Genomic DNA, 25,904 nt, shown 5'->3' on the forward strand with positions numbered 1-25,904 from the left:
TACTGGATAATAGTACGAGCGTTCGTAATTTTTTTTCACACGAAGCCAACTCATGGAGCGAGAATAAGTTTCTTGTTTCGCTTTATGGGTTCTTACCGTGAGTGCCATTCTTATTAATACTTCGACAAAATTTATGCGCAAGGGTGAGATGACCCGCGCCGCCATCCTGGACGTGGCCCTGGAGCTCGCCAGCCGTGACGGCCTGGAGGGTCTGACCATTGGCTTGTTGGCGGATAAGATGAACATGAGCAAGTCCGGCGTGTTCGCTCACTTCGGCTCGCGTGAAGACTTGCAACTGGAAGTGTTGAAGCTGTACCACCGCCGTTTCGAGCAGGAAGTGTTTTACCCCAGCATCAAGGAGCCCCGCGGCCTGCCGCGCCTGCGCGCCATGTTTGCCCACTGGGTCAAGCGCGTGAGCGTGGAGATCGCCTCGGGCTGCATCTATATCAGCGGCGCGGTGGAGTACGACGACCGCCCCGGTCCCATCCGCGAGGCCCTGGTGGCCATGGTGGGCGCCTGGCAGCAGGCCCTCCTGCGCGCCGCCAACCAGGCCAAGGACTGCGGCCACCTGAAGCCGGATACCGATACGCAGCAGCTGGTGTATGAGATGTATGGCCTCATCCTCGCCGTCCACCACGATGCGCGCTTCCTGCGCATTCCGGGCGCCGTGGAGCGGGCCAGCGTTGGCTTCAACCGTCTGATCGAGAATTACCAATCCTAGCGCCGCGCTTCCGCGCTGCCTTCAATAATCGTTTCGTCAGGAGATAAACATGGGTCAATACGTCGCGCCAATCCGGGATATGCAGTTCGTGCTGCATGAGTTCCTGAAGGTGGAAGAGCAGCTCAAGGAACTGCCGGCTCACGCTGAGACCGATGCGGACATCATCAACCAGGTGCTGGAAGAGGGCGCGAAGTTCACCTCGGAAGTGCTGTTCCCCCTGAACCACTCCGGCGACCGCGAAGGCTGCCACCACGACGCGGCCGCCAAGACCGTCACCACGCCCAAGGGCTACAAGGAAGCGTACAAGCAGTACGTGGAAGGCGGCTGGGCCGCGCTGGCCTGCGATCCCGAATACGGCGGCCAGGGCCTGCCCGTCGTGCTGAACAACTCCTTCTACGAGATGCTGAACTCCTCCAACCAGGCCTGGACCATGTATCCCGGCCTGTCGCACGGCGCCTACGAGTGCCTGAAGGAGCACGGCACCGACGACCAGAAAAAGATCTACCTGCCGAAGCTCGTCTCCGGCGAGTGGACCGGCACCATGTGCCTGACCGAACCGCACTGCGGCACCGACCTGGGCCTGCTGCGCACCAAGGCCGTGCCGAACAGCGACGGTTCCTGGACCATCACCGGCAACAAAATCTTCATCTCGGCCGGTGAGCACGACATGTCCGAGAACATCCTGCATCTGGTGCTGGCCCGCGTGCCGGACGCGCCGGAAGGCTCGAAAGGCATCTCGCTCTTCCTTGTGCCGAAGTTCCTGCCGAACGCCGACGGTTCCGTGGGCGAGCGCAATCCTATCTTCTGCGGCGCCATCGAAGAGAAGATGGGCATCCACGGCAACTCCACCTGCCAGATGAACCTGGACGGCGCGAAGGGCTGGATCATCGGCCAGCCGAACAAGGGCCTGAACGCCATGTTCGTGTTCATGAATGCCGCCCGTCTTGGCGTGGGCATGCAGTCCCTGGGCCTGACCGAAGTGGCCTACCAGAACGCGCTGGTGTACGCCAAGGACCGCCTGCAGATGCGCTCCCTCTCCGGCGTGAAGGCTCCGGACAAGCCAGCCGACCCGATCATCGTGCACCCTGACGTGCGTCGCATGCTGCTCACCGCCAAGGCCTACGCCGAAGGCGGCCGCGCCTTTACGTCCTATGTGGCGCTGCAGATCGACCGCGAACTGAACCACCCCGACGAAGAAGTGCGCAAGGACGCCGCCGACGAAGTCGCGCTGCTCACGCCTATCGTCAAGGCCTTCATCACCGACAACGGCTGGATCGCCACCTCGGAAGCCATGCAGGTGTACGGCGGCCACGGCTACATCAGCGAGTGGGGCATGGAGCAGTATGTGCGCGACGCGCGCATCAACCTGATTTACGAAGGCACGAACACCGTGCAGTCGCTGGACCTCCTGGGCCGCAAGATCCTCATGGACAACGGCGCCAAGCTGCGCAAGTTCGGCGAGAAGATCAAGGCCTTCGTGGAAGAACACGGTACGGATGAAGCCATGTCCGAGTTCATCACCCCACTGGGCGACCTGGGCGACAAGGTTGGCAAGCTGACCATGGAAATCGGCATGAAGGCCTTCCAGAACCAGGATGAGGTAGGCGCTGCCGCAGTGCCTTACCTGCGCGTGGTGGGCCATCTGGTGTACAGCTACTTCTTCGCGCAGATGGCGAAGATCGCACTGGAAAAGCAGGGGGCCGCCGAGGCACAGGGCGACAACTTCTACAAAGCCAAGCTGGCAACCGCGCGCTTCTACTTTGCACGCCTGCAGCCGGAAACCGCAATGCTGATTCGCCAGGCCCGCTCGGGCGCCGCTTCGCTGATGGCGCTGGATGCTGACCTGTTCTAAGAGATAGAGGAAAACATGAGCAATTTCACCGTGAAGAAAGTCGCCGTGCTGGGTGCCGGCGTGATGGGCGCGCAGATCGCCGCCCATTGCGTGAACGCCAAGGTGCCGGTCGTGCTGTTCGATTTGCCCGGCAAGGAGGGAACTCCGAAGAACGGCATCGTCCTGAAAGCCATCGAGAACCTGAAGAAGCTGTCCCCCGCGCCGCTGGGCGACAAGGAAGACGCTGCGCTGATCCAGGTCGCGAACTACGAGGACAACCTGGACCTGCTGGCAGGCTGCGACCTGATCATCGAGGCCATCGCCGAGCGCATGGACTGGAAGCACGACCTGTACAAGAAGGTCGCGCCGCACATTGGCCAGAACGCCATCTTCGCTTCCAACACCTCGGGCCTGCCGATCAACAAGCTGGCGGAAGGCTTCGACGCCGACCTGAAATCGCGCTTCTGCGGCGTGCACTTCTTCAACCCGCCGCGCTACATGCACCTGGTGGAACTGATCCCGACCCCGGCCACCAAGCCGGAGATCCTGGACCAGCTCGAAACCTTCCTCACCTCCACCCTGGGCAAGGGCGTGGTGCGCGCCAAGGATACGCCGAACTTCATCGCCAACCGCGTGGGCATCTTCGGCATGCTGGCCACCATCCACGAAGCCGCGCAGTACGGCCTGTCCGTGGACGTGGTGGACGACCTCACCGGCGCAAAGCTTGGCCGCGCCAAGTCCGGCACCTTCCGCACGGCGGACGTGGTGGGCCTGGACACGATGGGCCACGTGATCAAGACCATGCAGGACAACCTGGCGGACGATCCTTTCTTCAGCATCTACAAGACGCCTGAAGTGCTGGCGAAGCTGATCGAGAAGGGCGCGCTGGGCCAGAAGACCGGCGCGGGTTTCTACAAGAAGGTGGGCAAGGAGATCCAGCGCCTGGACTTCGCCACCGGCGAATACGTACCGGGCGGCGCCAAGGCGGCGGACATTATCGGCCGCATCCTGAAGGAAAAGGACCCGGTCAAGAAATTCAAGGCGCTGCGCGAATCGACCAACCCGCAAGGCCAGTTCCTGTGGGCGATCTTCCGCGACGCCTTCCACTACATTGCCTACCACCTGGACACCATCGCCGACAACGCGCGCGACGTGGACTTCGCCATGCGCTGGGGCTTCGGCTGGAGCGTCGGCCCCTTCGAGACCTGGCAGGCCGCAGGCTGGACCCAGATCGCCCAGTGGGTGAAGGAAGACATCGACGCAGGCAAGGCTCTGACCAATGCGCCGCTGCCCGCATGGGTGTTCGAAGGCCCGGTGGCCGAGAAGGGCGTGCATACGCCTGAGGGCTCCTGGTCCGCCGCAGGCAAGAGCTATGTGCCGCGTTCGAACCTGGACGTGTACAAGCGCCAGGAATTCCGCGCGCCGGTCGTCGGCAGCGGTGGCGCCGATGCGAAAACCGCAGGCACCACCGTCTTCGAAGACGACTCCGTGCGCCTGTGGCACTCCGGCGACGACGTGCTGGTGATCTCGCTGAAGACCAAGATGCATGTGATCGGCGACGGCGTGATCAAGGGCCTGCAGCGCGGCCTGGCCGAAGCGGAGAAGGGCTTCAAGGGCCTGGTGATCTGGAACACCGATGCAGCCGAAGGCGGCGCCTTCTCGGCGGGCGCAGACCTGCAGTCCGCTCTCCCTGCCTTCATGGCTGGCGGCGCGAAGGCGGTCGATCCTATCGTGCGCGAACTGCAGAATACCTTCATGGCCATGAAGTATTCGAACGTGCCGGTGGTGGCTGCCGTGGCAGGCCTGGCCCTTGGCGGCGGCTGCGAAATGGCGCTGCACGCATCGAAGCGCGTGGCTGCACTGGAATCGTATATCGGCCTGGTGGAAGTGGGCGTGGGCCTGATTCCAGCGGGCGGCGGCCTGAAAGAAGCGGCCGTGCGCGCCGCGAAGGAAGCCAAGGGCAACGATATCCTGCAGTTCCTGAAGGTCGGCTTCACCAACGCCGCCACCGCGAACGTTTCGAAGTCCGCGCTGGAAGCGAAGGCCATGGGCTACCTGAAGGAAGACGACGTAATCGTGTTCAATCCGTATGAGCTGCTGCATGTGGCCAAGGTCCAGGCCCGCGCCATGTTCGACGCAGGCTACCGCGCGCCGATCCAGCGCCTGGTGCCGGTGACGGGCCGCTACGGCTGGGGCACCATCCGCGGCCAGCTGGTCAACATGCGCGACGGCGGCTTCATCTCCGCCCACGACTACAAGCTGGGCGACATGATCGCCGAGATTGTGAGCGGCGGCGATATCGACCAGGGCAGCATGGTGAGCGAACAGTGGCTGCTGGACATGGAGCGCAAGGCCTTCCTGGAGCTGCTGAACAATCCGAAATCGCAGGAGCGGATTATGGGCATGCTGCAAACCGGTAAGCCGGTGCGCAACTAAGACGGCCCATGTCTGTCCTGGCGCTGGCCTTCAAAGTACTACTACGAGTGAGACCGAGCATGGTGTATGAGCGGATCAAGCAGCAGATGATGGATACCCTGCCGTTCGTGCGGCTGCTGGGCATCCGTATCGACAGCATCGGCGCGGGCACGGCCGAAGTGTCGCTGCCGGACGATGCCAAGCTGCACAACCATCTCGGCACCCAGCACGCCGGCGCGCTGTTCACGCTGGCGGAAACGGCCTCCGGCGCCGCCATGGCGGGCGGCTTCGCCGACATGATCGTGGACCTGCGCCCCGTGGCGAAGGAGTCGCGCATCCAGTACCAGAAGGTCGCCAAGGGCGCCACCCGCGCCAGCGGCCGCGTTCCGGGCGACCTGGACTCGCTGAAGGCGCAACTGAAGGCGGAAGGCAAGATCGCTTTCCCTGTCGAAGTCGATGTGTTCGACGCGCAGGGAACGCTGGCGGCGCAGGTGCAGGTGGACTGGTATCTCTCTCCACGGCGCTAAGACAGGACAGGCATTTCGAACGATATCGACCCAATACGAGAGCACAAAATGAGCAAACAACTTCAAGACGCATACATCGTCGCCGCAACCCGCACCCCGATCGGCAAGGCGCCACGCGGCTTCTTCAACAAGACCCGTCCGGACGACCTGCTGGTGGCGGCTATCCGCGGCGCCATGGCCGCCGTGCCGAACCTGGACCCGAAACTGATCGTCGACGCCATCGTCGGCTGCTCCTTCCCTGAAGCGGAGCAGGGCTTCAACGTGGCGCGCAATTCCGTGGTGCTGGCAGGCCTGCCGAGCACCGTGGGCGGCGTTACCGTGAACCGCTACTGCGCGTCGGGCATTACCGCCCTGGCCATGGCGGCGGACCGCATCCGCGTCGGCGAAGCGGATGTGATGATCGCAGGCGGCGTGGAATCCATGTCCATGGTGCCGATGATGGGCCATCATCCCTCGATCAACATGGAAGTGTTCAAGGACGAATCCGTGGGCCTGGCCTACGGCATGGGCCTGACCGCCGAGAAGGTGGCGCAGCAGTGGAAAGTGTCGCGCGAAGACCAGGATGCCTTCGGCCTGGAGTCGCACCGCCGCGCCATCGCCGCGCAGCAGGCAGGCCAGTTCAAGGACGAGATCACCCCGGTCGAAATCGTGACCCGCACGCCTGATCTCTCCACCGGCGAGATCAAGATCGGCAAGCGCACCGTGGACCTGGACGAAGGCCCGCGCGCCGATGCCTCGATGGAATCGATGGCCAAGCTGAAGCCGGTCTTCGCCGCCAAAGGTTCCGTGACTGCCGCCACCTCCTCGCAGATGTCGGACGGCGCGGGCGCGCTGATCGTTGTCAGCGAGAAGATCCTGAAGGAGCACAACCTGACCCCGCTGGCCAAGTTCTCCTCCTTCGCCGTGCGCGGCGTGCCGCCGGAAATCATGGGCATCGGTCCCAAGTTCGCGATTCCGGCAGCGCTGGCCGCCGCAGGCATCACGCAGGACAAGCTGGACTGGATCGAGCTGAACGAGGCCTTCGCCGCGCAGGCGCTGGCCGTGATCCGCGACCTGGAGCTGGACACCAGCAAGGTCAATCCGATGGGCGGCGCCATTGCGCTGGGCCACCCGCTGGGCGCCACCGGCGCGATCCGCGCCGCGACCGTGGTGCACGCCCTGCGCCGCAACAACCTGAAATACGGCATGGTCACGATGTGCGTGGGCGCCGGCATGGGCGCAGCGGGCATCATCGAGCGCGTGTAAACTGCGCGCTGAAGCGACAACAAAGGGCGCCGCGGATTCGCATCCCGGCGCCCTTCACCTATTTGGAGACAGAAGCATGGACATCCTGAGCAGCAAGGCCAACGGCATCCTCACCCTGGAATTCAACCGCCCAGAGCGCAAGAACTCGATCACCACCGTCATGTACCAGACCATGGCGGATGCGATCCTCGCTGCGGAAAGCGACCATGAAGTGCGCGTGATCCTCATCCAGGGCAAGGCCGAGCTGTTCACTGCGGGCAACGACCTCGAGGACTTCCTGAAGAATTCCGGCACCGCCGACGGCGGCGAGCGCCCGGTGTTCAAGTTCATGCGCGCGCTGAGCGGCGCCGCCAAGCCCGTGGTGGCGGCCGTGGGCGGCTACGCCATCGGCATCGGCACCACGCTGCTGATGCACTGCGACCTGGTCTACGCCTCCGACAGCGCCAAATTCTCCGTGCCCTTCACCCAGCTGGGCCTCTGCCCCGAATTCGGCTCCAGCATGCTGCTGCCGCTGAACGCGGGCCATGCGCGCGCCGCCGAGAAGCTGCTGCTGGGCGAAGCCTTCAGCGCCCAGGAGGCTTACGACATGGGCATCATCTCGAAGATTCTGCCACCGGCGGAGCTCATCGGCCACGCCCACGCCCAGGCAGCGAAGCTGGCGGCGCTGCCGCCCGCCTCCATCCGGGTCACCAAGCGCCTCATGAAATCCGGGCGCAGCGAGGCCCTGAACAACGCCATCGTCACCGAGAGCAAGCTGTTTTCGGACATGCTGCAGGCGCCCGAGGCGAAGGAAGCTTTCACCGCCTTCTTCGAGAAGCGCAAGCCGGATTTCAGCAAGTTCGCCTGAGAAGCGGCAATCGCGGACGCTAGAAGGCCACGGTTCCGGAGACCGGGCGGTTGGGGGGACCGACCAGGTCCCAGGGCGTCGTTCCGGGCTGTGGTCCCACTTTGAATACTTCGCGTACGGCGCCGTTGAGGCTTGCGTACATTTCAAATGCCGGGAAAGGCTCGACCTTGCTGCCCGATAAAGCCGCGACCTGAATCTTCCCGCCCGCCAGACGTTTCACTTCCACCTGAACGGACCAGTTGATTTGCGGCGCGCCCGTGGCGCAGGGATTACCTGCGCCGCCTTCGAAGGCGAATTTGCACAGCGCGGCCGATGTCTGCAAATTCTTTATTACCAGATCCGCCGTTGCGGGAGCACGGCGGCATTCCTCGTCCCCATCCTCGCAATCGCACTCGACCGTGAAATCGCAATGGTGATTCTGCGTAATCAGGGCGAAATCCTGCTGCGACAGCTCGACAAGGGAACGCATCCTGGCGCTGGCATTCGGATCGGCGGCGAATCCCCGTTGATCCGTGTGATAGCAGTCGCTGGCCGGGGTGGGGCCAGGAATCATCGATTTCCCGGCCTGGCCGGGCACGTCCAGGGTATAGCCCGAGATGGTGGCGGGAATAAAGCTGCTGATCCAGATTTTCAGGCTCATGCCATGCTCTCCTATTTGGTTTCCAAGCTAAAGCCACTTCACTATCGTAAAAGAAAATATTTCAGTCAAGATATTTTATATTCCTCAAATGGGTAATTAAGCGCCGAAAATATTTCGTTGCTAAATTAACTCGCCCATATTCAAGGGAGGGTATTTGTGATTTGAAACAATTGGCGAGAATTTAAATCAAAATGCCGCGCTAGAATAGCTCAGCTGTTTTCCTGTTGGCCAATCCCAATCAGAGGGGAAGTGATGGCATGAACCGCACCGACGATCTCAGCTTTGGCATTTTCCCTCAAGCGCGCAGCCTCCACGCCCATTACGAGCGCTTCCTTCTCCACCTTCCCGAATTCCGTGCCAGCCGCCGCTCCGTCCTGATGGGCATGGGCGCCGTGACGGCCGGGATGCCGCTGGCCGGCGCGCTGGCGCGCAGCGCCTCGCAATTCGTCGTGGACGCCCGCAGCAACCGGCTGGCGGTGCTGGTGGGCGGTATCGAGGCCTGGGCCGTCGATACGCGCTGGTTCGACGGTATGCCGCATTTGACAAGCAGGCAGAGCGACGGCTTCCTCCATGTCCGCCTGGCCCACGCGCTGTTCCCCGGTACAAATCTCGCTGCCGATTTCCAGCTGACGGCCAAACGCACCGGCGCAGCCTGGATTGCGCGCATGCAGATTCCCAGCCTGGGATTTGCCGCGGAGTTTCCCTTCGAGTCCTGGCTGTTGGGCCATGAGCGGGCGTCCTCCGCCTCGCGCCGTCAGCAGCTGGGCTTTCGCCAGGCCCAGGACCTGCGCCTGGACTGGAACGGCGGCACCGTCAGCGTGGGCGCGGACTGGATGATCGATGTCGCCGGCATGGACGCCGGCGTCCTGCGCATCGGCGTGCGCAAGGCGCTGCTTCGCGGCCTGCGCCTCCAGCTGCTGTGCGCTGGCGAGCGCGCCGATGCCCAGGATCTGCCGCGCCGGACGGATCTGTGGCCGGAGCTGCGGGAGGGGGCGCCGCTCTGCTTCACCGACGGCGACAGGACGATGTCCCTGGCGCCCGCCACGCTGTCCAGTTTTATCGGGGCCTCGCGCGAGGAGGCCCGGCTGATGCTGCACGGCGAAGCCGGATCGTCCCTGTGCTGGAAGATGGCGCCGGCACGCGAGATCGCCATGCCTGCCGTCCAGGCCCGGCTCAATATCCGCTATACGGAGGGGCAGAGCCTGGTATCGGGCCGGGCGGCCCTGGCAGGGGAACACTGGCACCACGACCGCCTGTTCTCGGCGGAATTCGCCGGAGGCGGCAGCGACCTCGAGCTCTTCGCGGGGGAAGGCGACGCAGCCGCGCCCACCGGACGGCGCTTTGTCGTGAGCCTGCCCGGCTGCGATGCCGCCATGTTCGTGCAGCGTCCGGGACCCGGTAGCGGAATGGCCGAAGCCATCGGCCGCAGCCTCCTGGACTTCGCCAGGCACAAGATCCGGCTCGACGAGTACGACCTGGTCCTGAAGCGCGCGGCCGATGCACTGGCGCTCACCATACGTTTCCGCAAGGTGCGGCTGGAGCATGGCTGGCGCGGCTGGCAGCTCTTCAGCGAGGGGCCGGGCAGCCTGATCGAATTCGATTTCGGCCCCCAGCACGTGCTCGAGGAAGCCGTCTATATCTCCGAATGGTGCAAGGACATGCCGAAGAGCGCCTGTCCAGCGCCCAGCGGCGAAGTCGCCCTGCCGGAAGAACTGGCTGCGCTCGCCATACTCATGCACGGGCTGCATGGCGGCGTCTTCTCCGGCAGTCCTGTCACCCAGGCCGAGCTGGCCGCCTACGACGTGAGCAGGCTGCACGCCTTCGTCGCCTTCCTGGGCACGCGGCGCGCCGCCTTCAACCAGTTCCGCGCCTCGCCCAAGCTGCGCCAGCTGCTCGCGGCTTCCAAGCCCTTCGATCCCTCGCTGGCGGTGCGCGCCGAATATGCCCGTCCCAGCCATCTGACCTTCTGCTTTACGGCGCCGGAGGGCATTCTCTTCAGCGTGCAGAATCTTCTGGCCTGGGCTGTTCCCGTGCCGAAAGCCGGCGCCCACCAGGCCCATGCCGGGACTTATACCGCAGAGCTGAGCCCGCGCGCCCAGGGCGTCGGCGCCAGCGGCTTCGTCCCGCTGGCCCAGGACGACACGGCGGATGCGCCATGGATCGTCCGTCCCGCCAGCCTGGCCCAGTCCGGAAGGGACGACGCCGATTACGCGACGGCCATCGAAGTGCCCGCCCGCCTCGTCATGAGCCAGATCGCGAACGACGGGCCCGTCTGGAAGGCCGGCCATGCGCTCGTCCGCAGCCGCACGGGACCTGGCGAGGTATGGAGTGTGCGGCTGGCAGGAGCCAGGCTGCGCGCCGTGTTCGCGGCGGACGCACGCTGCACGCCGGCGCCATCCTGTTCCTCTTCGGCCGAGCGCTACCGGATCAAGCCCTTCATGCCTCCGGCGCCGTACGACGGCAAGGATACGGACTACATCTATCGCAGCACGCTGGATTCGCGGGACCGCCATGAAATCGTGGTGCTCAGCTCGATCAGCGGCTTCGCGGCCCTGTGCGGATCGAACCAGGTCGTGTGCGAGAACGGAAAGGGCCGCTATGTGGCCGCGCCGATCAATGCCGAACATCTCCAGTTGAGCAGCCTGGGCGCGAACTTCCGCTATGGCGGGCGCTGGCATCCTCCCGCCTCGGACAACGGTGGCGGCGCCCTGAGCGTCATGCGCTACGACCACCACGGGCAGCAGGGCCGGGACCTGGACTGCCGGGTCGAATACAAGGGCTTCCTGCTCCCGCTGGGCCATCCCGCCATTCTCGTCAAGCTCACCGAGCGCCGCTTCTGCTTCGAGAGGAACAAGGCGGGGCGCTACCAGCTGGTGGCGCGGCCGGTGCAGCGCTTCTTCATCCGCGTTCCGGCATTCACCCGCGCCTTTCCGGCTACCGGTCAGCCCAACGACTTGCGGCTGTGGGGGCACGCCGCCATCACGATGGAAGAGTTTCAGACGCCGGACCTGGCCGATCCCGCCGGGCTCCTGTCGGACTTCAACCATCTCGGCCAGAGCGGTTTCTGGCCGCATGACCTGTGCGGCAACCCCATCGAATTTTCGTTCGGCGAACCGGGCAGCAAGACGCGCTATGCAGCGCCGCTGGTCTTCATCGACAACAACGTCGCCCACAGTGCGCCTGCCATGAAATGCGCGCTGGAGGCTTGGCGCCAGCAGACGCACGAGCTGCTAAAGCTGGCGGCGCCGCAATGGCCAGCCGGCCCGCAGCGTGGCATGGCCACCGTACTCTCCGGCCGCCTGCCCTATATACCGGGCCGCAGCGGCGACCATACCGACATCGAGACCGACCGCATCATTCTCGACGTCCAGAACCGGCTGGACGAGCAGGCGGCGCTCGAGCTCCCCGCCGGCCAGCCCGCGCCGGCCACGCACGCCTACCGCTACGGCCAGTACGACGAACGAGCCCAGGCCGGCTATGGGTCCTGTCCGGACAACTACGGCAAGTTCGGCTGGCCGGCCTGGGGCGTGACCGCACAGATGGAAGGGCAGCGGCAGCCGCCTTTCTATCCCGTGCGGCGGCGCTGCCGGATCAGCCTGGGCAAGGTCTCTGCGCTGAACGGCAAGGCGGGACGCCAATACCTGCTCGAATTCGACCCCGTGTATGCGGCGGCGGGCCTGGACCCGCAGCACAACCCTGGCGAGATCTTTGCCCGCTTCGTCGGCGAGGCGCCCAGGCTCGATTTCAGCGGCGACACCTCGCGCTCCGGAGGCTTCGCCAGCCCCAGCACCGCTTTTGTCTACCTCTCCGCCAAGCGCGGCCCCCTGGGCGGCCCGCTCGGCGACCTGGTCGGGCTGCAGGCCGCCACGGCCTACAGCCCGGTCGCCGACAGCGACCCCTCCGCCTGCCTCACGGCGCTGACGGCCAGCACCACGACACGGTCCACGCTCGTCGTGCGCAACGCGCATGCCGCCAACATGGTTCCGGCAGAGTTCTTCAGCGCCTTCCTGGGCGATGCCAAGCTGCTCGGCGTGGTGCGCCTGGCCGACGTGGTCCAGTCCGCGCTGGCGGCGGCAGGTTCGCGCATCCCCACCATCAACACCGAGTCCCTCTTCGATTTCGCGGCGGATGCGCTGCGGCCTCTCGCGGCGCGGCTCCGGGAGGGCCTGGCTGAAGTGGCGTCGCGGCTGTCGGATGCGAACCAGGTTCCCGCCGCCGTGGCAGCCAGGCTGAAACCGGGGCTCGATGCGGCCATGGGAGACCTGTCCAGGCTCGAAGCGGCGCTCGGGGGCAATGCCGCCGCCGCAGGCGAGGCCCTGGCCGCAGCCAACCAGCTCGCCAACAGCCTGGGCGCGCTTGCCCGTGCGGCGGAAGGCATCGCCAGGGAACCGGAGCTGCTGCTGCCGCCGGACGTGGCCAAGGCCATCGCGGACATGAAGCTGCTGTTCGAAGCGCTGCGCGACAGGGACCTGCAGGAAATCGTCCTGCGCTGGCTGACCCGGGTCCTGGAAGACCTCGTGTCGGCCGAGCTGGAAGACCGGCTGGCCAAGCTGAGGAAGGCCATCGACGAGAGGCCTGAACTGGCGGCCATCCGCAGCCAGGTGATCGAGCTCCAGCGCCGTGCCGAGGAGCTGCGCACCATGGCGGAGCAGCTGCGCGCCGACGCCCTGGGAAAGGTGGACGAAGCCCTGGATGCCGTGTACCGCCTGGCCGGAGAGCTGGCCGCCATCGAAGCCATCGTCAGCCGGCAGGTGGAGCAGCAGCTGCAGCAGGCGATCGACAAGCTCGTGGGCGAGCTGACCGCCGCCTATGCCGGCATCAAGAGGGAAGTGATCGATGCCCTCATGCGGGCCGCCGGAACCTTGCGCGCGGAGGTGTCCAAAGGCTTGCTGGGGCTGGAACGGGAAGCCGATGTCCTGAACCTGCGGACCGAAGCGGCGCCCTATCTGGCCGAGGCCAGCCGCGCGGCGGCGGCGCTGACGGCGGCGATCGACGACCAGATCACGCAGCTCTCGGCATTCGCCGTGCCGTCCGCCTTCCTGGCGGCCGCCCGCGACTGGCGGCAGGAAGCCCGGCAGATCGAATACGTGATGTCGCTGCCCGAGCGGCTGGCACGCCAGATGAGCCGTGTTGCCGAGATGCTCGATGCGCTGAGCGCACTGGGCCGGCGTCTGTATGCAGGCAACGATGGCCAGGTCAACGCCTGGTGCCAGAGCAAGCTGAAGCCTTTCGGCGACGCCTTCTCGGCCTACGTCCAGACGGCGACCGCCGAGGCCGTGTTCAGCGTGAAGACGGCGGCAGCCAGGCTCCAGGCTTGCGCTGCGTCGCTGGAAGCGCTGGCCTCGCAGCATGCGCTGGCCGCCGCCTATCTGCTGGACCTGGGCAGGAAGCTGCGCCTGGCCTCGGCGGACCTGGACATCACAGCCCGCCTGCTGCCCGGTGGGGCGCGGCCTCTCTTCGATTTCAGCAAGCCCTGCGCCAAGGTGGACGGCGCCATCAGTGCCGAGGCGAGGCGCCTGCATGCGGAACTGGCCGGCGCGCTGGAAACGGTACGCCACGTCAGCCAGGCCATCCGCTTCCTGCGTTCCGAACTCCTGGCCGGGGACCAGGCGCTCAGACAGCAGTGGCAGGCCCTGGTTGGCGAGCTGCTGCGCTTGCGCTCCGAAGTGGAGGGCCGCATCCGGATTGCCTTGACGGGTTTCTCCACCTCGGTCGCCCAGCCGCTGCGGACCGCGATAGCGAAGGTGCTGAGCCAGCCGGTGGGCGCCGATCCGCTCAAGGCCTATCTCAGCAAGGAGGTGCTCGCGGCGGTCCAGGAACTTGATGCGGCGCTGGGCGATATCCGGGCACTGGAAACGGGGGCTGGGCGCAGCGCGCTGCTGGAGAAGGCCAGGCGTGTGCTGGCGATGCTGGCGCAGGCGCTATCCCTGGACGGCATCGGGCGCCTGGCGGATGTCGAGCGGCTCCTCGCGGACATGGTGGGCATGCTGGGCATTCCCAACCGGGTTCGCATTTCCTATGACTGGGACTGCGACCTCAGGGCTTTCCCGGAAGGGGAGGGAGCGATCTTCGAGCCCCAGCTCGAGAAGCACATGAGCATCCATGCGATTGCCGAAACGGGGCTGGACGGCAAGCCCGTGTCCAGCCTGCGGGCGACGCTTTCTCCGTTCAAGATCAACCTGTTCGGCAAGGGAGCGGCGAACTTCCTCACCCTGCACATGGACGAGCTGACCCTGACCGTCCCGCCGGGCGGGAAGCTCGATTGCCAGACGCGGGTGCTGATGGCCGAGCCGGGCAAGGCGCTGGGTTTCGTGCAGAACCTCGCAACCCTGCTTGGCCTGGATCCCGGCTTCCTGATTCTTCCCACCGCCAGGGGCATCAGCGTGAGCTATGAGTTCCACGCCGACCACAAGGAATTGGGAGGCTTCCACGTGCAGAATATCGCCTTTGCCATCAGCGCCGACCTGCCGTTCGACAATTCACCGGTGCGGGTGGCGGTGCGGCTGTCGGAGAAGCTGCGGCCTTTCCTGATCTCGGCGGGCATCTATGGCGGCGGCGGCTTCTTCAAGCTGCAGACAAGGGCGGACACCATCGAAGTACTGGAAGCCTCCTTCGAGTATGGCTTCGTCGGCGGCTTCGGCTACGGCGTGCTGGAAGGCTCGGGCCGCGTCACGGCCGGCATCTACATCCGCCTCGGCGGAACGGCGCCGACGATCGAAGGCTTCTTCTGCGCCATGGGCGAAGTCACGCTGGCAGGGCTGTTCAATGCCGGCGCTTCGCTGCGCGTCACGCTCGCATATCAGATCCGCAGCAGAGAGATGGCGGGCAATGCGGAATATGAGTTCCACTTTTCGATCGGCTGGGTTGAATACAGCTACAGCGTCAATGTCGACTATGTGAAGCCTGGCGACAAAGAGAACGGCGGCGGGAACCAGCGGCTCGCGGCCGCAGGCGCGGCGCCGCTGCTGCCCGCTTCGGCCGGCAGCGCGGAGGCACGGCGGCCATCGAACAATGCCTTCTCGCGCGGCGCCTGGGAGTCGCTCTGGGCCAGCCATGCCGATGCTGCCTGCGGCGCCGCGCCACGTTCCACCTGCACTCCCTGACGGACACCGAGGATCGTATGCCAAGAGAAAAAAACGGATGTACCGCCGACGCGCTGCTCGACTGGTATGTGGTGCCCTGGGGACCGAATCCCGCATCGGGCGCGCTGCGTTTCAGCATCCGTATCATGCCCAAGGAGCGTCCCTGGGGAGCCAGCGTGCTGCTGGCCGACTGGCCCGCCGCCCTGGCAAAGGCGGGGGACGTGCAGCTTGAATTCCGCACCAGCCCCACGGTGGCGGCGGCGCCGGTAGCGGCGGATCTGGGACAGGCTTACCGCCGGTATCTCGCGGAGTGCCGGATCAGCGTGGAGCAGGCGTCGCAGCTGTGGGAAGCGGTATTCGGCGACCTCTTCGCCGCCATGCGGGCTGAGCCGCTGGATGTGGCGGCCGCAAGCCAGGGCATTGCGAGGCGCAGTTTTGTCTGGTCGCATTCACCGGTGGGCATGGTGCGCTCCGCGATCACGCGTTTCGGCGCCCTGTATGCCAACGCCCTGGAAAATGCCAGCCGGAGCGCGGCCTTCGTCGGCCAGCCTTCGCTCTACGTTGCAGCCGGCGCTCCCACCGGCGAGAGCGTGGAGCATCTCTATCGCGCCGCATCGATGTTCAGCAGGGCCGGCTCGCCCCGGCGTGCCTTGCAGGAGCAGCTTCAGTCCATCGCCAGCCGCCAGGGCAAGAGCGGCACGGCTGGCGAAGCAGTCCAGGCCTTGTCCGGGCAGAACTGGTGGGGCTGGCGGCTGCTGTCGCAGGCTGTCGCGGCGGAAGGCGGCAACAGCCAGGATCTCCTCGACAGCGGCAAGCAGTCCGGCACGCCGCTGACCGTTCCCTATACCGAAACCTATCTGGACTTCCTGCTGACGCGCGGCTCGGACCCGCTGGGCAAGCCGCACGGCATTGGCGCCGGCGATGAGGATGCGATGGACGACTTCGCCGTCCACCTGGCCTCACGCAAATACATGTATGGCTCGCCGGGCCCGGACGAGGGCCTGGCGTTGCTCGCCAAGGCGCGGCCAGGGGCGGAGAAAGAGTTCTGCACGCGCGTGGCGGCGCTGGCCGCCCATCCCTGGCTGGTCAAGGTCCTCGGCCTGGTGGTGGGCATGGAAGCAGCGCCCGGCCTGCCGCTCGCCAGCGTGAAAGCCTTCGGCGTCAGCGGCGTGAGCTGGGAAGCCGGCGCGCTGCCCGACTGTGTCGCGGAGCCGCACCTGACCGCCCTGCGCAATGGCTTTCCCCAAGCGCGGACTGCATCCTCCGGCAAGGAGTATTACCACGGGGGGCTGCTGAACGTGGCGCCACGGGCGGGGGACAAGCTGCTCACCCAGTTCGACCTCGACCGCAGTCCGGACCGCTACGTCCAGGCGGCGATCAGCTACCGCACGCAGCGCGATGCCGGTGGCGCGCCGGACGATGCAGCGGTGGAGCTCCAGGGAGAGGAGTCCGTCGGTTACGCCCTGATCGAGGAGGGCAAGGAACGGAAGGACCTGCTGTTCGACCGCACGAAGATGCCCATGCTCTACCTCGAACACCTGCTGGCCGGCTACCGGCCGGACGTCAGGGACATGAGTGCGGGCACGGGCTGGCAGCCCCTCACCGCGCGCCGTATCCGCCGCGTGCTGATCGGCAAGCACAGGAAGGACATTACGCACTGGTTCGAACGGCTGGGACGCTGCGAAGCGTTCATTACCGAGAAAACGCGCACGGCCCGCCAGCCGGACGGTGTCCAATCCCACATCGAGAGCGAGATGTTCCGCTGGGGAACTCAGGGCCTGGCGGGAAGCGTCGGGCAGGAGAAATCGGAGGATTTTGTTGTGAACCCTGCCGATGGCCATGGCCAGGCCGGTGAGCTCAGTATCGAATATGCTCCCGCCGATGTGCCGCCGCAGCGCTTCGGCCATGCCTACCGCTTCGGCGTGCGCCTTGCCATGGTCGACGGGAATTCGCTGGCCATGGAGGAGGCTGCCGCCCTGTACGAGCGCGCCAACGGCATGGCGCTGACCATCGGCGAGCAGACGACCGATGTGCCGGCCAGCCAGCAGGCCGGGCAGGTCTGCCATCGCTATGAACGGCTGGCGCCGCCCGCGGTACTGCTGACCAAGCCGCTGGAGCCGGAACGCTTCCCGAACGAGAACGCGCGCCGCCTGCTGGTCGCCAGCAGCGCCGACCATGCGCGCGTGCGGCACAAGACATCCCGCATTCTGGTTCCCCCGCGCAGCAGCAGCATCGATCTTTGCCTGCGCCACGGCGCCCTCGACCCCTTCCGCAACCAGGCCTCCTGGCCATCGAGCGCCTTTCCCGGCGTCGCCCTGACGGAGGAGGGGGACTTCCCGAGCAGGAAAACACACTGGACGGACAAGGACGGCAAGGCTGTGACGTCGACCGACCAGTACTTCGAGGAGAAGCCTTTCGCCGGCGACGGCCCCGACGTGCCGTATTACCCCGATCCCTGGGCCAGGGTCGCGGTGTGCGGCCTCTATCGCAAGGGCGACGACCGCCTGCTCGACCTGCAGACCTTCGACTATTACCACGGCGGCAGGCGCTGGCCGGATTGCAGGCCCATGCGTCTGGTGCTGCGTGCCGTGGACAGTGTGGAGGATGAGGACGCAGGTTTCGATGCGCGCATGGACGCCGAGGGTCTCACCATTTCAGCCCTGCCCGGTGTGCAGGTAGTGCTGCGCGTCTGGCACGCCATTGGCCTGACGGAGTTCCGGCATTTCGCGCTCACGGAGCAGCTTGCCGACATCGCCACGAAGAACCCTGCCCAGGCAGGCTTCCTGCCTGCGCTCACGGAGAGCGCCGAGGCCTCGCCGCGCGAGCAGGTCGCCCGCATGCTGGCCGGCTGGGGGCGGGGACAGATGGGCGCGACGAGCAATGGCATGGCTTCCGCGTCCTTCTGGATGGCCAATCCCTTCCTCGAACTGAGCCTGCTGCACGCCGTGGACTTGCCGGTGGCGTCCGTGCAGCAGCTGCCCGGCTACGGAATCGGGATACTGCGCACTACTGGCGAAACGAAGGCCCGTTTCCAGGGCCGCCTGGCCCTGCACCGTCCTTCCACGAGCCGCATCTTCGCCCAGGCTACCTGGGCCGACCTGCCGAACAGGGCCCAGCCCGACGGCGGGCGCGGCTACCGCTGGCCGGGCGTCTGGCGCAACGGGGAACTGTTCTCCGTGGCCAGGCTGCCCATCGTCGCCGCCGATGAAAGCGGTATCGCCGCCACCATCCCGATGGACCGCCAGCCGGAGGCCTTCCAACGCTATCAGGATCTCGCGGCCGAGTGGCCGGACAAGGCTGCGGACCCGGCCAGCCGGCGCAGGGTCAGTGGGGAATTCGACTTCGGCGACACGCGCGCGCGCGCGCTCCGCGTGGTCACGGGCGGCGCGGCCCGCCACGCAGAAGAGTTTGCGGGACTGAACGGCGAACAGAGCCGGCGGCTGGCGGCGCCGTTCCGCCTGGTGGTGGAGGCGACCGAGCGGCCGCCCCGGCCAGTGATCGACTACATCATGCCCATGCTGTCCTGGGAGGACCAGCTGGCGCCGCCGGACCAGAGCCGCCGTGCCAGGCAGGGCGGCTGGTTCCGCATATGGCTGGGCGAGCAATGGTACAACTCCGGCAACGGCGAACTGCTGGCCCTCCTATGCTGGACCGGCAAGGCCACGCCGCCCCCGCCCCAGCCCATCCGTTCGATGCTGGGCCTTGGCCCCGCCGACCTGGCGACGCCGCCGGCAGCCCTGGAGCCCCTGGTTTCCCGCTGGGGACTGGACCCGCTCGCGGGGCAGGAGATCGAATTCGGCAACATGCCCGCGGCGGCGCTGCTGAACCGCCTGAAGAGCCAGGCGGAGCTCCGGGCCAGCGGCGGTCCGGCGGACATGCTGGATATCGACCTGCATCACCTCAAGGAGCTGAGCGACTTCTCTCCGAAGCTCCGCCTGTCCACGCTCAGCGAATACAAGAACGTCAATTTCGGAACGGGACAGGATGCCTCCGAAGTCATGCTTGCGCTCTACCGGCCGGTGATGGACCGGGCGAGCGGGCGCATGCATGTGGACATCCGCATCGACCCCGCGCTCGCCTACCAGCCCTTCGTGCGGCTGTCCATGGCGCGCTACCAGCTCCATGCGCCCAGCGGGGCGGAGAACCTGCAGCTCTCGCCCATCGTCGCCACGGAATTCGTGCAGCTCCTGCCGGGACGGGTAGCCACGCTTGCCAGCCAGCGCGACCGGCATGGCGTCGTGGAGAGCGTGCGCGTGACAGTGAGCGGAACCACGCTTCCGGCCGGAGGGCGCGCGACGCTGAAGACCATGCTGTTCGCCTCCATCGAGCAGCGCGAGGTCGGCTTCAGCCAGGCCAGCGACGAGGAAGGGGACGGCGCCTGGACGCCGGTTTCCGCCCAGGCGGATTCCTGCGCCCTGCAACCCGGGCAGGAGGACAACAGCTGGTGGACCCTTATTCCGTTCCGCTCCCGCGTGTCGCACGAATACTCGGTCAGGATCGAAGAGTACGAAACGATCGCCGGTGCCGCGACGCAGAGCCGGCGCCTCGTCTACTTCGACCGTATTCCGCTCAGGCATTTCTGAGCGGTGCGGCGCGCAATGCGGTTGAGGCCAACGGGGGTGACGCCGATATAGGCTGCAAGGTCTTTTTGCGGAACACGCGCCGCCAGCTCCGTCCCGGTGTCCAGCAGCCTGAGATAAAGCTGTTCGGGCGTGAACATCAGCAGGTCGCGCTCGCGCTGCATCTTGATGCGCGTGAGCGCCCGGAAGGCCTGGCATACGGTGGCCTGCCAGGCCTTGTCCGTTCGCGCCAGTTCGTCGACCGCCTTCCAGCTGATGCTCTCGACCACGGAAATCTCGATCGCAACGCTGCTGAAGCTGGCGCGTCCCGTATCGAAGCCGATAGGGCAGCCAAAGAGATCGCCTTCTGCCGTGAAGCTCTTGATCCATTCGGTGCCATCCGGCGTGGTGTAGAACTGCTTGAGCAGGCCGGCACGCACGGCGAATATATGCGGGCAGTCGCCGCCTTCGCGGAAGGCAGCCTCGCGTTCGGCGAGCGGAACCACCTTGACCTGGGCGGCAAGTGCGGCCACACCGGGCAGGCGAAGTCCGGTGGCCGCTTCCAGCCGCCGCAGGGCCCTTACGAGTGCCAGTTCTTCCATGCGAACCATTATAGGCTCATGCGATGGCGCCCAGCTGGCGCATGAGATTGAGATCGTCGGTGATGCGCCAGTGCTGGGCGATGCGGCCCTCGCGTATCCATTCGATCTGCATCTGCCGCACATCGATTTTCCGTCCGGTGGCCTGCATGCCGAAGAAGCTGCCCGTATGCGTGCCGGTCAGGCGCACGAAGACGGCGACACGGTCCGGCTCCGCCACCATGTCCAGAATCTCGTAATACAGGTCGGGCAGGCCTTCCCGCATGGCCAGAACGATGGGTTTCAGGTCTTCCGGTCCTGGACGGGGATCGGGAATGCCGGGGCTGTGGTTCAGGTAGTCCGGCGTGAGCAGCTCGTCGAGCACGCCGACGTCGCCACGGTTCCAGACTTCGTCGAAATAGCGCTCGATCAGGCGGCGGTTGGTTTCCAGTGTCATGGCGTTCCCCTTGTAAAAAATGGGAACTGTAGCCCTGCCGCGAAAGGGCTGTCATTAACCTGGGTTAATCTGGTGCCGGTATATTTCCCGACCGCCGGCGCCGGTAGTGAAGGCTTGCGCCGTCAATGAACGTATTCTGGCGTGCCAATATGACAGGCGTTTGACTTGTGCTCTAATACGCGCCATGACATTTCCCACTTCCGCCGCCATGCAGCAGGCCGTGGCGCTGCACCAGCGCGGCGAGCTCGCAAAAGCCAGCCAGCTCTATGACGCCGTGCTCCGGCAGGAACCGGATCACCCCGATGCGCTGCATCTCAGCGGCGTCCTGGCGCGCCAGCGCGGGGATGCCGGATCGGCCGTCGAACTGATTGGCCGGGCACTGGCGGCGGGCGGCGAGAAAGCCATCATGCTGTGCAATCTCGGCGCCGCGCTGCAGGACCTGCGCCGCCATGAAGAGGCGCTGGCCAGCTTCGATCGTGCCTTGTCCCTGCAGCCGCAATACGCAATGGCGATGTGCAACCGGGGTAACGCGCTGCGCAACCTGGAGCGGTTCGAAGAGGCGCTGGAGAGCTACGGCAGCGCGCTGCGCATGCAGCCTGCATATCCCGAGGCGCTGCTGAACCGCGCCCTCGTCCTGCAGCAGCTGGCGCGCCACGATGAGGCGCTCGACAGTTTCGGCGCCGCCCTGAGCCAGCGCCCCGGCTGGGCCGAAGCCCTGCATGGCGCCGCCGTGTCGCTGCTCGCGCGCGGCGACGTGGAACAGGCGCTGGAAGGGTTCGACCGCGCATTGCAGCGGCGCCCGGAGTATGCCGAGGCATGGTGCAGCCGCGGAGGACTGCTGCTGCGCGCGCAGGAGGCGGAAGCGGCGGAAGACAGCTACCGCCACGCGCTGGCGCTGCGGCCGCAATACGCCCGCGCCCAGCTGGGCCTTGCCAACAGCCTGCGCGCGCTTGGCCGCAAGGATGAAGCCATCGCGGCGTACCGCAGTGCCGGGGAGATGGGCGCCGACGCGGCCACCGTCGGCTACATGCTGGCGTCGCTGGGCGCTCAGGATGCGCCTTCCGCATCGCCCTCCGCCTATGTGACCGCATTGTTCGACCAGTACGCGGCAAAGTTCGACCGGCATTTGCAGGAAGTGCTCTCCTACCGCACGCCTGCCTTGCTGGCGGATGCCTTGCGGCCCCACGTTGCGGAATCGCTGGACGTGCTGGACCTGGGCTGCGGCACGGGCCTGTGTGCGCCGCTGCTGCGTCCCTTGGCGAGGCGGCTCGAAGGCGTGGACCTTTCGCCGCGCATGCTGGAGAAGGCGCGGGAGCTGGAACTCTACGATGCGCTCTACTGCGCCGACATGGTGGAAACGCTGCGCACCCGTCCGGCGCGGTATGACCTGCTGGCTGCCGCCGATGTGATGGTCTATGTCGGCGAGCTGGAAACTGTGCTGGCGGCAGCCTGGAGCGCGCTGCGGCCCGGCGGCATCATGGCGTTCTCCGTCGAGACGGGCAGTGTTGCGGAGGGCTATGCCCTGCAGGCCTCCGGCAGGTATGCGCATTCGGCAGCCTGCGTTCGAGCGGCTGCAGCCAAAGCAGGGTTCGATGTGCTGGCGCTGGACTCCTGTGTGCTGCGCCGGGACGCTGGCAGCGACGTCCAGGGCTTGCTGGCGGTGCTCCGCCGCTCAGCCTAGCGCGCGCAGCAGAAGCGGCGTGGCTTCCGTGAAGCCGTACTGGCGCGAACGCTGTGCGAGAACCGACAGCTGTTCGCGCAGGCCCTCGTCCGGCGCGGCGCGCCAGCGGGCGAATTGGCGCAGCAGCGCCACGTGATGTTCCACCCACGCGCAGGATTCCCCGCCAACGCAGGAAGCCAGTTGCTCGGCATAGAACTCCGCCGATACGGTGTCGCCGTCCAGCAGCGAGACTTCGGCGGCATTGAGGTAGAAACGGAAGCTGTTGTGCGCCAGGCAGTCCCGCGTGAGGTAGGAGGCTCCTTTCAGCAGTGCGCGCTTGCGCGTTGCCGCGTCCGACGCGAAGAGGGCGGCGGTTCCCATTACCCAGGGGCCGATGAAGTTCTGCAGCTGGTGGCGCTCCACGTCTTCCGCGACGGACCGGATCAGGCGTTCCGCTTGCGCGCGGTCGCCGCGCAGCCAGGCGATACGCGCCTCGCTCTCGCGCAGGAAGGTCTCGAAGCGCGTGCTTCCGATAGTCCGCGCCAGATCAAGGCCCCGCTGCACCTGCTCGGTGGCGGCATCGAGGTCGCCGCCCGCCACCAGCGCCCAGCCTGCGGTCATGCGGGAGAAGGTTTCGGCGCGGCGGTTGCCCACCTTGCTGGCGATGCTGGCCGAAGCCAGGGCGTCCGCCACCGCGCCGGCAGGGTCGCCGAGGTAGATGCGCGTCGATCCCAGCGCCGCGCGGTTGGACGCTTCAATGTGCAGGTAGCTGTGCCGCTCGCACATGGCCAGGCATTCGCTGAACAGCTCGTTCGCCTTGCGCATATGTCCCTGGGCGTAATAGGAATCGCCCACGCCGCTCAGCGCTCGCGCCTGCGTTTCCGCCATATCGCTCGCTTCCGCATAGCGCGCGGCGTCTTCATGCAAGCGGCGGCACTCGCCGTAGTTCCCTCGCGGGAAAAAAATGTTCCCTTTCAGGTAGAGCAGCCTGCCCAGCGCGGCCTCGGCGCCGATGGACATGGCGAGCGGCACGGTCTCGTCCAGCAGCCGCTCTTCCTCTTCCAGCTCCTCCAGGATATTCAGTGTGGTGGCGAGACCGATCACGGCTTCGATCCGGTCCTGCGGCTGGCCCGCCAGCATCATGGCGTGCTGGTAGTACTGGCGCGCGTCGTTCATCTTACCCATGCCCGCCGCCGCGTGGGCGCGCAGAAGGGCGAGAGGGAAGCTGCTGAAGGTGGTGGAGTCGGCGCGGTTGCATTCGGCCGTGAGATCGAGCGCCGCTTCGTATTCGTGCTCGTCCAGCTTTTCGCGGATAGCGCCCAGCATCATTTCCAGTGCACCTGAATCCTTCGCGCGGTACAGGTGAAGCGCGCACTGGGCCGTATCCCGTCCGCGGAACACCTCCGCCGCCTTGCGGTGCATGCGCAGCAGCTGCTCGGGCGCCGTGCTGTCGTACACGCAGTGCATGACCAGGTCGTGAACGAAGGCCACGCCGCCCTTGCCCGCCGAACGCAGGAGGCTGTTCCGTCCATCGGACGGAGGTTCATATTCCGGCTGCTCCAGCGCTTCGCGCAGCAGGTCCAGCTCGAAGCGGTTGCCGAGCACCGCAGCCATGCGCAGCGCCTCCGCGTGCTGGGGAGGCAGGCTGTCGAGGCGGGCCTGGATTACGTGGCGCAGGCTGTCGGGCAGCAGGTGCTCGGGGCTGGCCAGGAGCTGGGTCAGGAACAGCGGATTGCCCTGGGCGCGCTCCACGCACTGCTGGCGGAAATCCGCATCCACGTCGCCGAACTGCCCGGCCAGTGCGGCCGCCTCGCGTGGACTCATGGGGCCAAGGTCCAGCACCGTAAGCGGCATGCCTTCGAGGCGCGGGCGCAGCGCCTGTTCCAGGGGATCGTCGTCGACGCGCGAGGTCAGCACCCACAGCACGGGCGCCTCGCGCGTCCCTGCGAGCAGGTTCGCCAGCGCGTCCAGGAAGTGGGCCTCGGCCCAGTGCACGTCCTCCACCGTGATCATGAGCGGCGCCGTGATCGCGAGGCGCAGGATCAGGCTTTGCAGCGCGTTGGCCAGCCCGCGTTCGCGCGCTTCGTGGCTCATTGCAGCGAACACGGGCGCCTGGGCCGCCGTCAGCGTCGCGCCGCACAGGGCGCGGTAGAACAGGGCGGTGTCCGGCGGCAGCCGCAGGCGGGTGACGGCGGCATCGATCTGGCGGCCTGCCTGGGCGGCCTTGAGCGCGTCGACACCCAGCAGGCTGCGCGCAAGCTGCTCCAAAGGCGCGCGCCAGCTGTCGGCGCCCGCGTCAAGCACATCGCAGCCATGCCACTGCATGCCATCCTGCCGGGCGATGTCGGCAAACTCCTGCGCCAGGCGGCTCTTGCCCACGCCCGCCATGGCGCGAAGGTAGACCGCGCTGCCGCTCTGCGCTTCCAGCGTCGCCTCCACCACCGCCTTGAACTGGCGCGTTTCAGTGTAGCGCCCGATCAGCGCTGGCAGTTCGCCTGCTTCTCCCGCCGCAATGCGGCTGAAGGCGGCGAAGCCCGGGAATCGGCTGGCATTCTCGAACAGGAACCGGTCTTTCAGGTGCGGCAGCAGGCCGTGCGCCACATATAGCGGAACGCGGATCGGATGCACGGCGGCTTGCGCAATGTCCGGGTGACGCAGGTCAGGCAACGCGTCCTGCGAGGGCAGGACCTGGCCGCGCTGCCAGCGCACCAGCCGGATCGCCATGCCGCGCAGATGCTGCGCATGCAGGAGGCGGTGCAGTTCGAGCGCGCAGCGCATGCAGCGTTCGGCGTCCGAGCGGTAAGCCTGCGGCAGGCCGAACACCGCGCGCAGCGTGCTGCCTTCCGGTGTTTCCATCCTTCCGCCAAACTGCAGTATCAGGTTGCCCGCCTCGCGCAGCAACTGGCCGCCGTCCGGGAACGGCGCGGCCATTTCCACGTGCAGCATCATCACGTAGCGCAGCGCGTCCGAGTCCGCTGGATGCGCGGCGGCGAACTGGCTCGCCAGGGCGGGCGGCAGCGCAGTGTCGGGCGCTGGCGCCTGGGCGGGGCTGGCCTTGCCGAGCAGTTCCTCGAGCGGCATGCCGTAGACCTGCGCGAGGTGGCGCGCGGTGCGGTACAGCACGACCTTGCCGGTTTCGGCACGCTTGATGGAGGCGACGGAGACGCACAGCTGCTGGCTGAAGCACAACTCGGCAAGCGATTCCTGGCTCAGGCCACGGCGCTTGCGCAATTGCTTGAGCAGGCCGGCGTCGAGCAGGACCCTGCCATCGGAGGTCGCTGAGCCGGGAGCTGCGGTGGAGGGAAGGTCGGTACTCATTACCGCCGCACTATAGCATCGCGC

At 66.4% G+C, this 25,904-nt stretch carries 13 protein-coding genes; 9 read left to right on the forward strand and 4 right to left on the reverse strand.

Translation table 11 applies throughout. The features are described 5' to 3' along the window. The first annotated feature begins 133 nt into the window (after positions 1–133). The 6 genes from LSQ66_RS24260 to LSQ66_RS24285 all read left to right on the forward strand — a co-directional run bounded on the left by LSQ66_RS24260 (position 134) and on the right by LSQ66_RS24285 (position 7,586). Positions 134–721, forward strand: coding sequence for a TetR/AcrR family transcriptional regulator (locus LSQ66_RS24260; protein ID WP_231767715.1), 588 nt, complete (start codon positions 134–136; stop codon positions 719–721). Between the two features lie 49 nt (positions 722–770). Beyond that, positions 771–2,573: an acyl-CoA dehydrogenase C-terminal domain-containing protein gene (locus LSQ66_RS24265; RefSeq protein WP_231767716.1), complete on the forward strand. Its 1,803-nt coding sequence runs from the start codon at positions 771–773 to the stop codon at positions 2,571–2,573. A 15-nt stretch (positions 2,574–2,588) separates the two neighbouring features. Next, positions 2,589–4,988, forward strand: a complete 2,400-nt coding sequence (locus tag LSQ66_RS24270; protein WP_231767717.1) for a 3-hydroxyacyl-CoA dehydrogenase/enoyl-CoA hydratase family protein — start codon at positions 2,589–2,591, stop codon at positions 4,986–4,988. A 59-nt stretch (positions 4,989–5,047) separates the two neighbouring features. Continuing rightward, positions 5,048–5,494: a PaaI family thioesterase gene (locus tag LSQ66_RS24275; protein ID WP_231767718.1), complete on the forward strand. Its 447-nt coding sequence runs from the start codon at positions 5,048–5,050 to the stop codon at positions 5,492–5,494. Between the two features lie 48 nt (positions 5,495–5,542). Continuing rightward, the gene (locus tag LSQ66_RS24280) at positions 5,543–6,739 is read left to right on the forward strand and encodes an acetyl-CoA C-acyltransferase (RefSeq protein WP_231767719.1); all 1,197 of its coding nucleotides are present in this window, start codon (positions 5,543–5,545) and stop codon (positions 6,737–6,739) included. 76 nt (positions 6,740–6,815) lie between these two features. After that, complete coding sequence (locus LSQ66_RS24285; protein WP_231767720.1) at positions 6,816–7,586, forward strand: enoyl-CoA hydratase; 771 nt, start codon at positions 6,816–6,818, stop codon at positions 7,584–7,586. Positions 7,587–7,605: 19 nt separating this feature from the next. Here LSQ66_RS24285 and LSQ66_RS24290 read toward each other — a convergent pair whose 3' ends face one another. Then, a complete protein-coding gene (locus LSQ66_RS24290) occupies positions 7,606–8,226 on the reverse strand; it encodes a DUF3238 domain-containing protein (protein ID WP_231767721.1) in 621 nt (206 codons plus the stop codon). 257 nt (positions 8,227–8,483) lie between these two features. Here LSQ66_RS24290 and LSQ66_RS24295 point away from each other — a divergent pair, with 257 nt between their 5' ends. Both LSQ66_RS24295 and LSQ66_RS24300 read left to right on the forward strand, forming a co-directional pair. Continuing rightward, positions 8,484–15,329, forward strand: coding sequence for a coiled-coil domain-containing protein (locus LSQ66_RS24295; RefSeq protein ID WP_231767722.1), 6,846 nt, complete (start codon positions 8,484–8,486; stop codon positions 15,327–15,329). A gap of 17 nt (positions 15,330–15,346) precedes the next feature. Continuing rightward, entirely contained in the window at positions 15,347–19,891 is a 4,545-nt protein-coding gene (locus tag LSQ66_RS24300) for a hypothetical protein (RefSeq protein ID WP_231767723.1), read from the forward strand. Here LSQ66_RS24300 and LSQ66_RS24305 read toward each other — a convergent pair. Further along, a complete protein-coding gene (locus tag LSQ66_RS24305; protein WP_231767724.1) occupies positions 19,858–20,469 on the reverse strand; it encodes a Crp/Fnr family transcriptional regulator in 612 nt (203 codons plus the stop codon). The two genes, LSQ66_RS24300 and LSQ66_RS24305, sit on opposite strands and share 34 nt — an antisense overlap. A gap of 16 nt (positions 20,470–20,485) precedes the next feature. Then, the gene (locus LSQ66_RS24310; RefSeq protein WP_231767725.1) at positions 20,486–20,902 is read right to left on the reverse strand and encodes an ester cyclase; all 417 of its coding nucleotides are present in this window, start codon (positions 20,900–20,902) and stop codon (positions 20,486–20,488) included. Positions 20,903–21,086: 184 nt separating this feature from the next. On the opposite strand from LSQ66_RS24310, the gene LSQ66_RS24315 reads away from it, so the two are divergent. After that, positions 21,087–22,583: a tetratricopeptide repeat protein gene (locus LSQ66_RS24315; RefSeq protein WP_231767726.1), complete on the forward strand. Its 1,497-nt coding sequence runs from the start codon at positions 21,087–21,089 to the stop codon at positions 22,581–22,583. Here LSQ66_RS24315 and LSQ66_RS24870 read toward each other — a convergent pair. After that, positions 22,575–25,880, reverse strand: a complete 3,306-nt coding sequence (locus tag LSQ66_RS24870) for an ATP-binding protein (RefSeq protein WP_231767727.1) — start codon at positions 25,878–25,880, stop codon at positions 22,575–22,577. The genes LSQ66_RS24315 and LSQ66_RS24870 overlap by 9 nt on opposite strands. Between the last annotated feature and the right edge of the window lie 24 nt (positions 25,881–25,904).

It is taken from the genome of Massilia endophytica (genome assembly GCF_021165955.1).
Classification (GTDB): domain Bacteria; phylum Pseudomonadota; class Gammaproteobacteria; order Burkholderiales; family Burkholderiaceae_D; genus Rugamonas; species Rugamonas endophytica.

What these genes read in the sequence shown, in the direction of transcription:
- LSQ66_RS24260 (WP_231767715.1), top strand. Translation starts at nt 134, where the DNA reads ATGCGCAAGGGTGAGATGACCCGCGCCGCCATCCTGGACGTGGCCCTG.
- LSQ66_RS24265 (WP_231767716.1), top strand. Translation starts at nt 771, where the DNA reads ATGGGTCAATACGTCGCGCCAATCCGGGATATGCAGTTCGTGCTGCAT.
- LSQ66_RS24270 (WP_231767717.1), top strand. Translation starts at nt 2,589, where the DNA reads ATGAGCAATTTCACCGTGAAGAAAGTCGCCGTGCTGGGTGCCGGCGTG.
- LSQ66_RS24275 (WP_231767718.1), top strand. Translation starts at nt 5,048, where the DNA reads ATGGTGTATGAGCGGATCAAGCAGCAGATGATGGATACCCTGCCGTTC.
- LSQ66_RS24280 (WP_231767719.1), top strand. Translation starts at nt 5,543, where the DNA reads ATGAGCAAACAACTTCAAGACGCATACATCGTCGCCGCAACCCGCACC.
- LSQ66_RS24285 (WP_231767720.1), top strand. Translation starts at nt 6,816, where the DNA reads ATGGACATCCTGAGCAGCAAGGCCAACGGCATCCTCACCCTGGAATTC.
- LSQ66_RS24290 (WP_231767721.1), bottom strand. Translation starts at nt 8,226, where the DNA reads ATGAGCCTGAAAATCTGGATCAGCAGCTTTATTCCCGCCACCATCTCG.
- LSQ66_RS24295 (WP_231767722.1), top strand. Translation starts at nt 8,484, where the DNA reads ATGAACCGCACCGACGATCTCAGCTTTGGCATTTTCCCTCAAGCGCGC.
- LSQ66_RS24300 (WP_231767723.1), top strand. Translation starts at nt 15,347, where the DNA reads ATGCCAAGAGAAAAAAACGGATGTACCGCCGACGCGCTGCTCGACTGG.
- LSQ66_RS24305 (WP_231767724.1), bottom strand. Translation starts at nt 20,469, where the DNA reads ATGGAAGAACTGGCACTCGTAAGGGCCCTGCGGCGGCTGGAAGCGGCC.
- LSQ66_RS24310 (WP_231767725.1), bottom strand. Translation starts at nt 20,902, where the DNA reads ATGACACTGGAAACCAACCGCCGCCTGATCGAGCGCTATTTCGACGAA.
- LSQ66_RS24315 (WP_231767726.1), top strand. Translation starts at nt 21,087, where the DNA reads ATGACATTTCCCACTTCCGCCGCCATGCAGCAGGCCGTGGCGCTGCAC.
- LSQ66_RS24870 (WP_231767727.1), bottom strand. Translation starts at nt 25,880, where the DNA reads ATGAGTACCGACCTTCCCTCCACCGCAGCTCCCGGCTCAGCGACCTCC.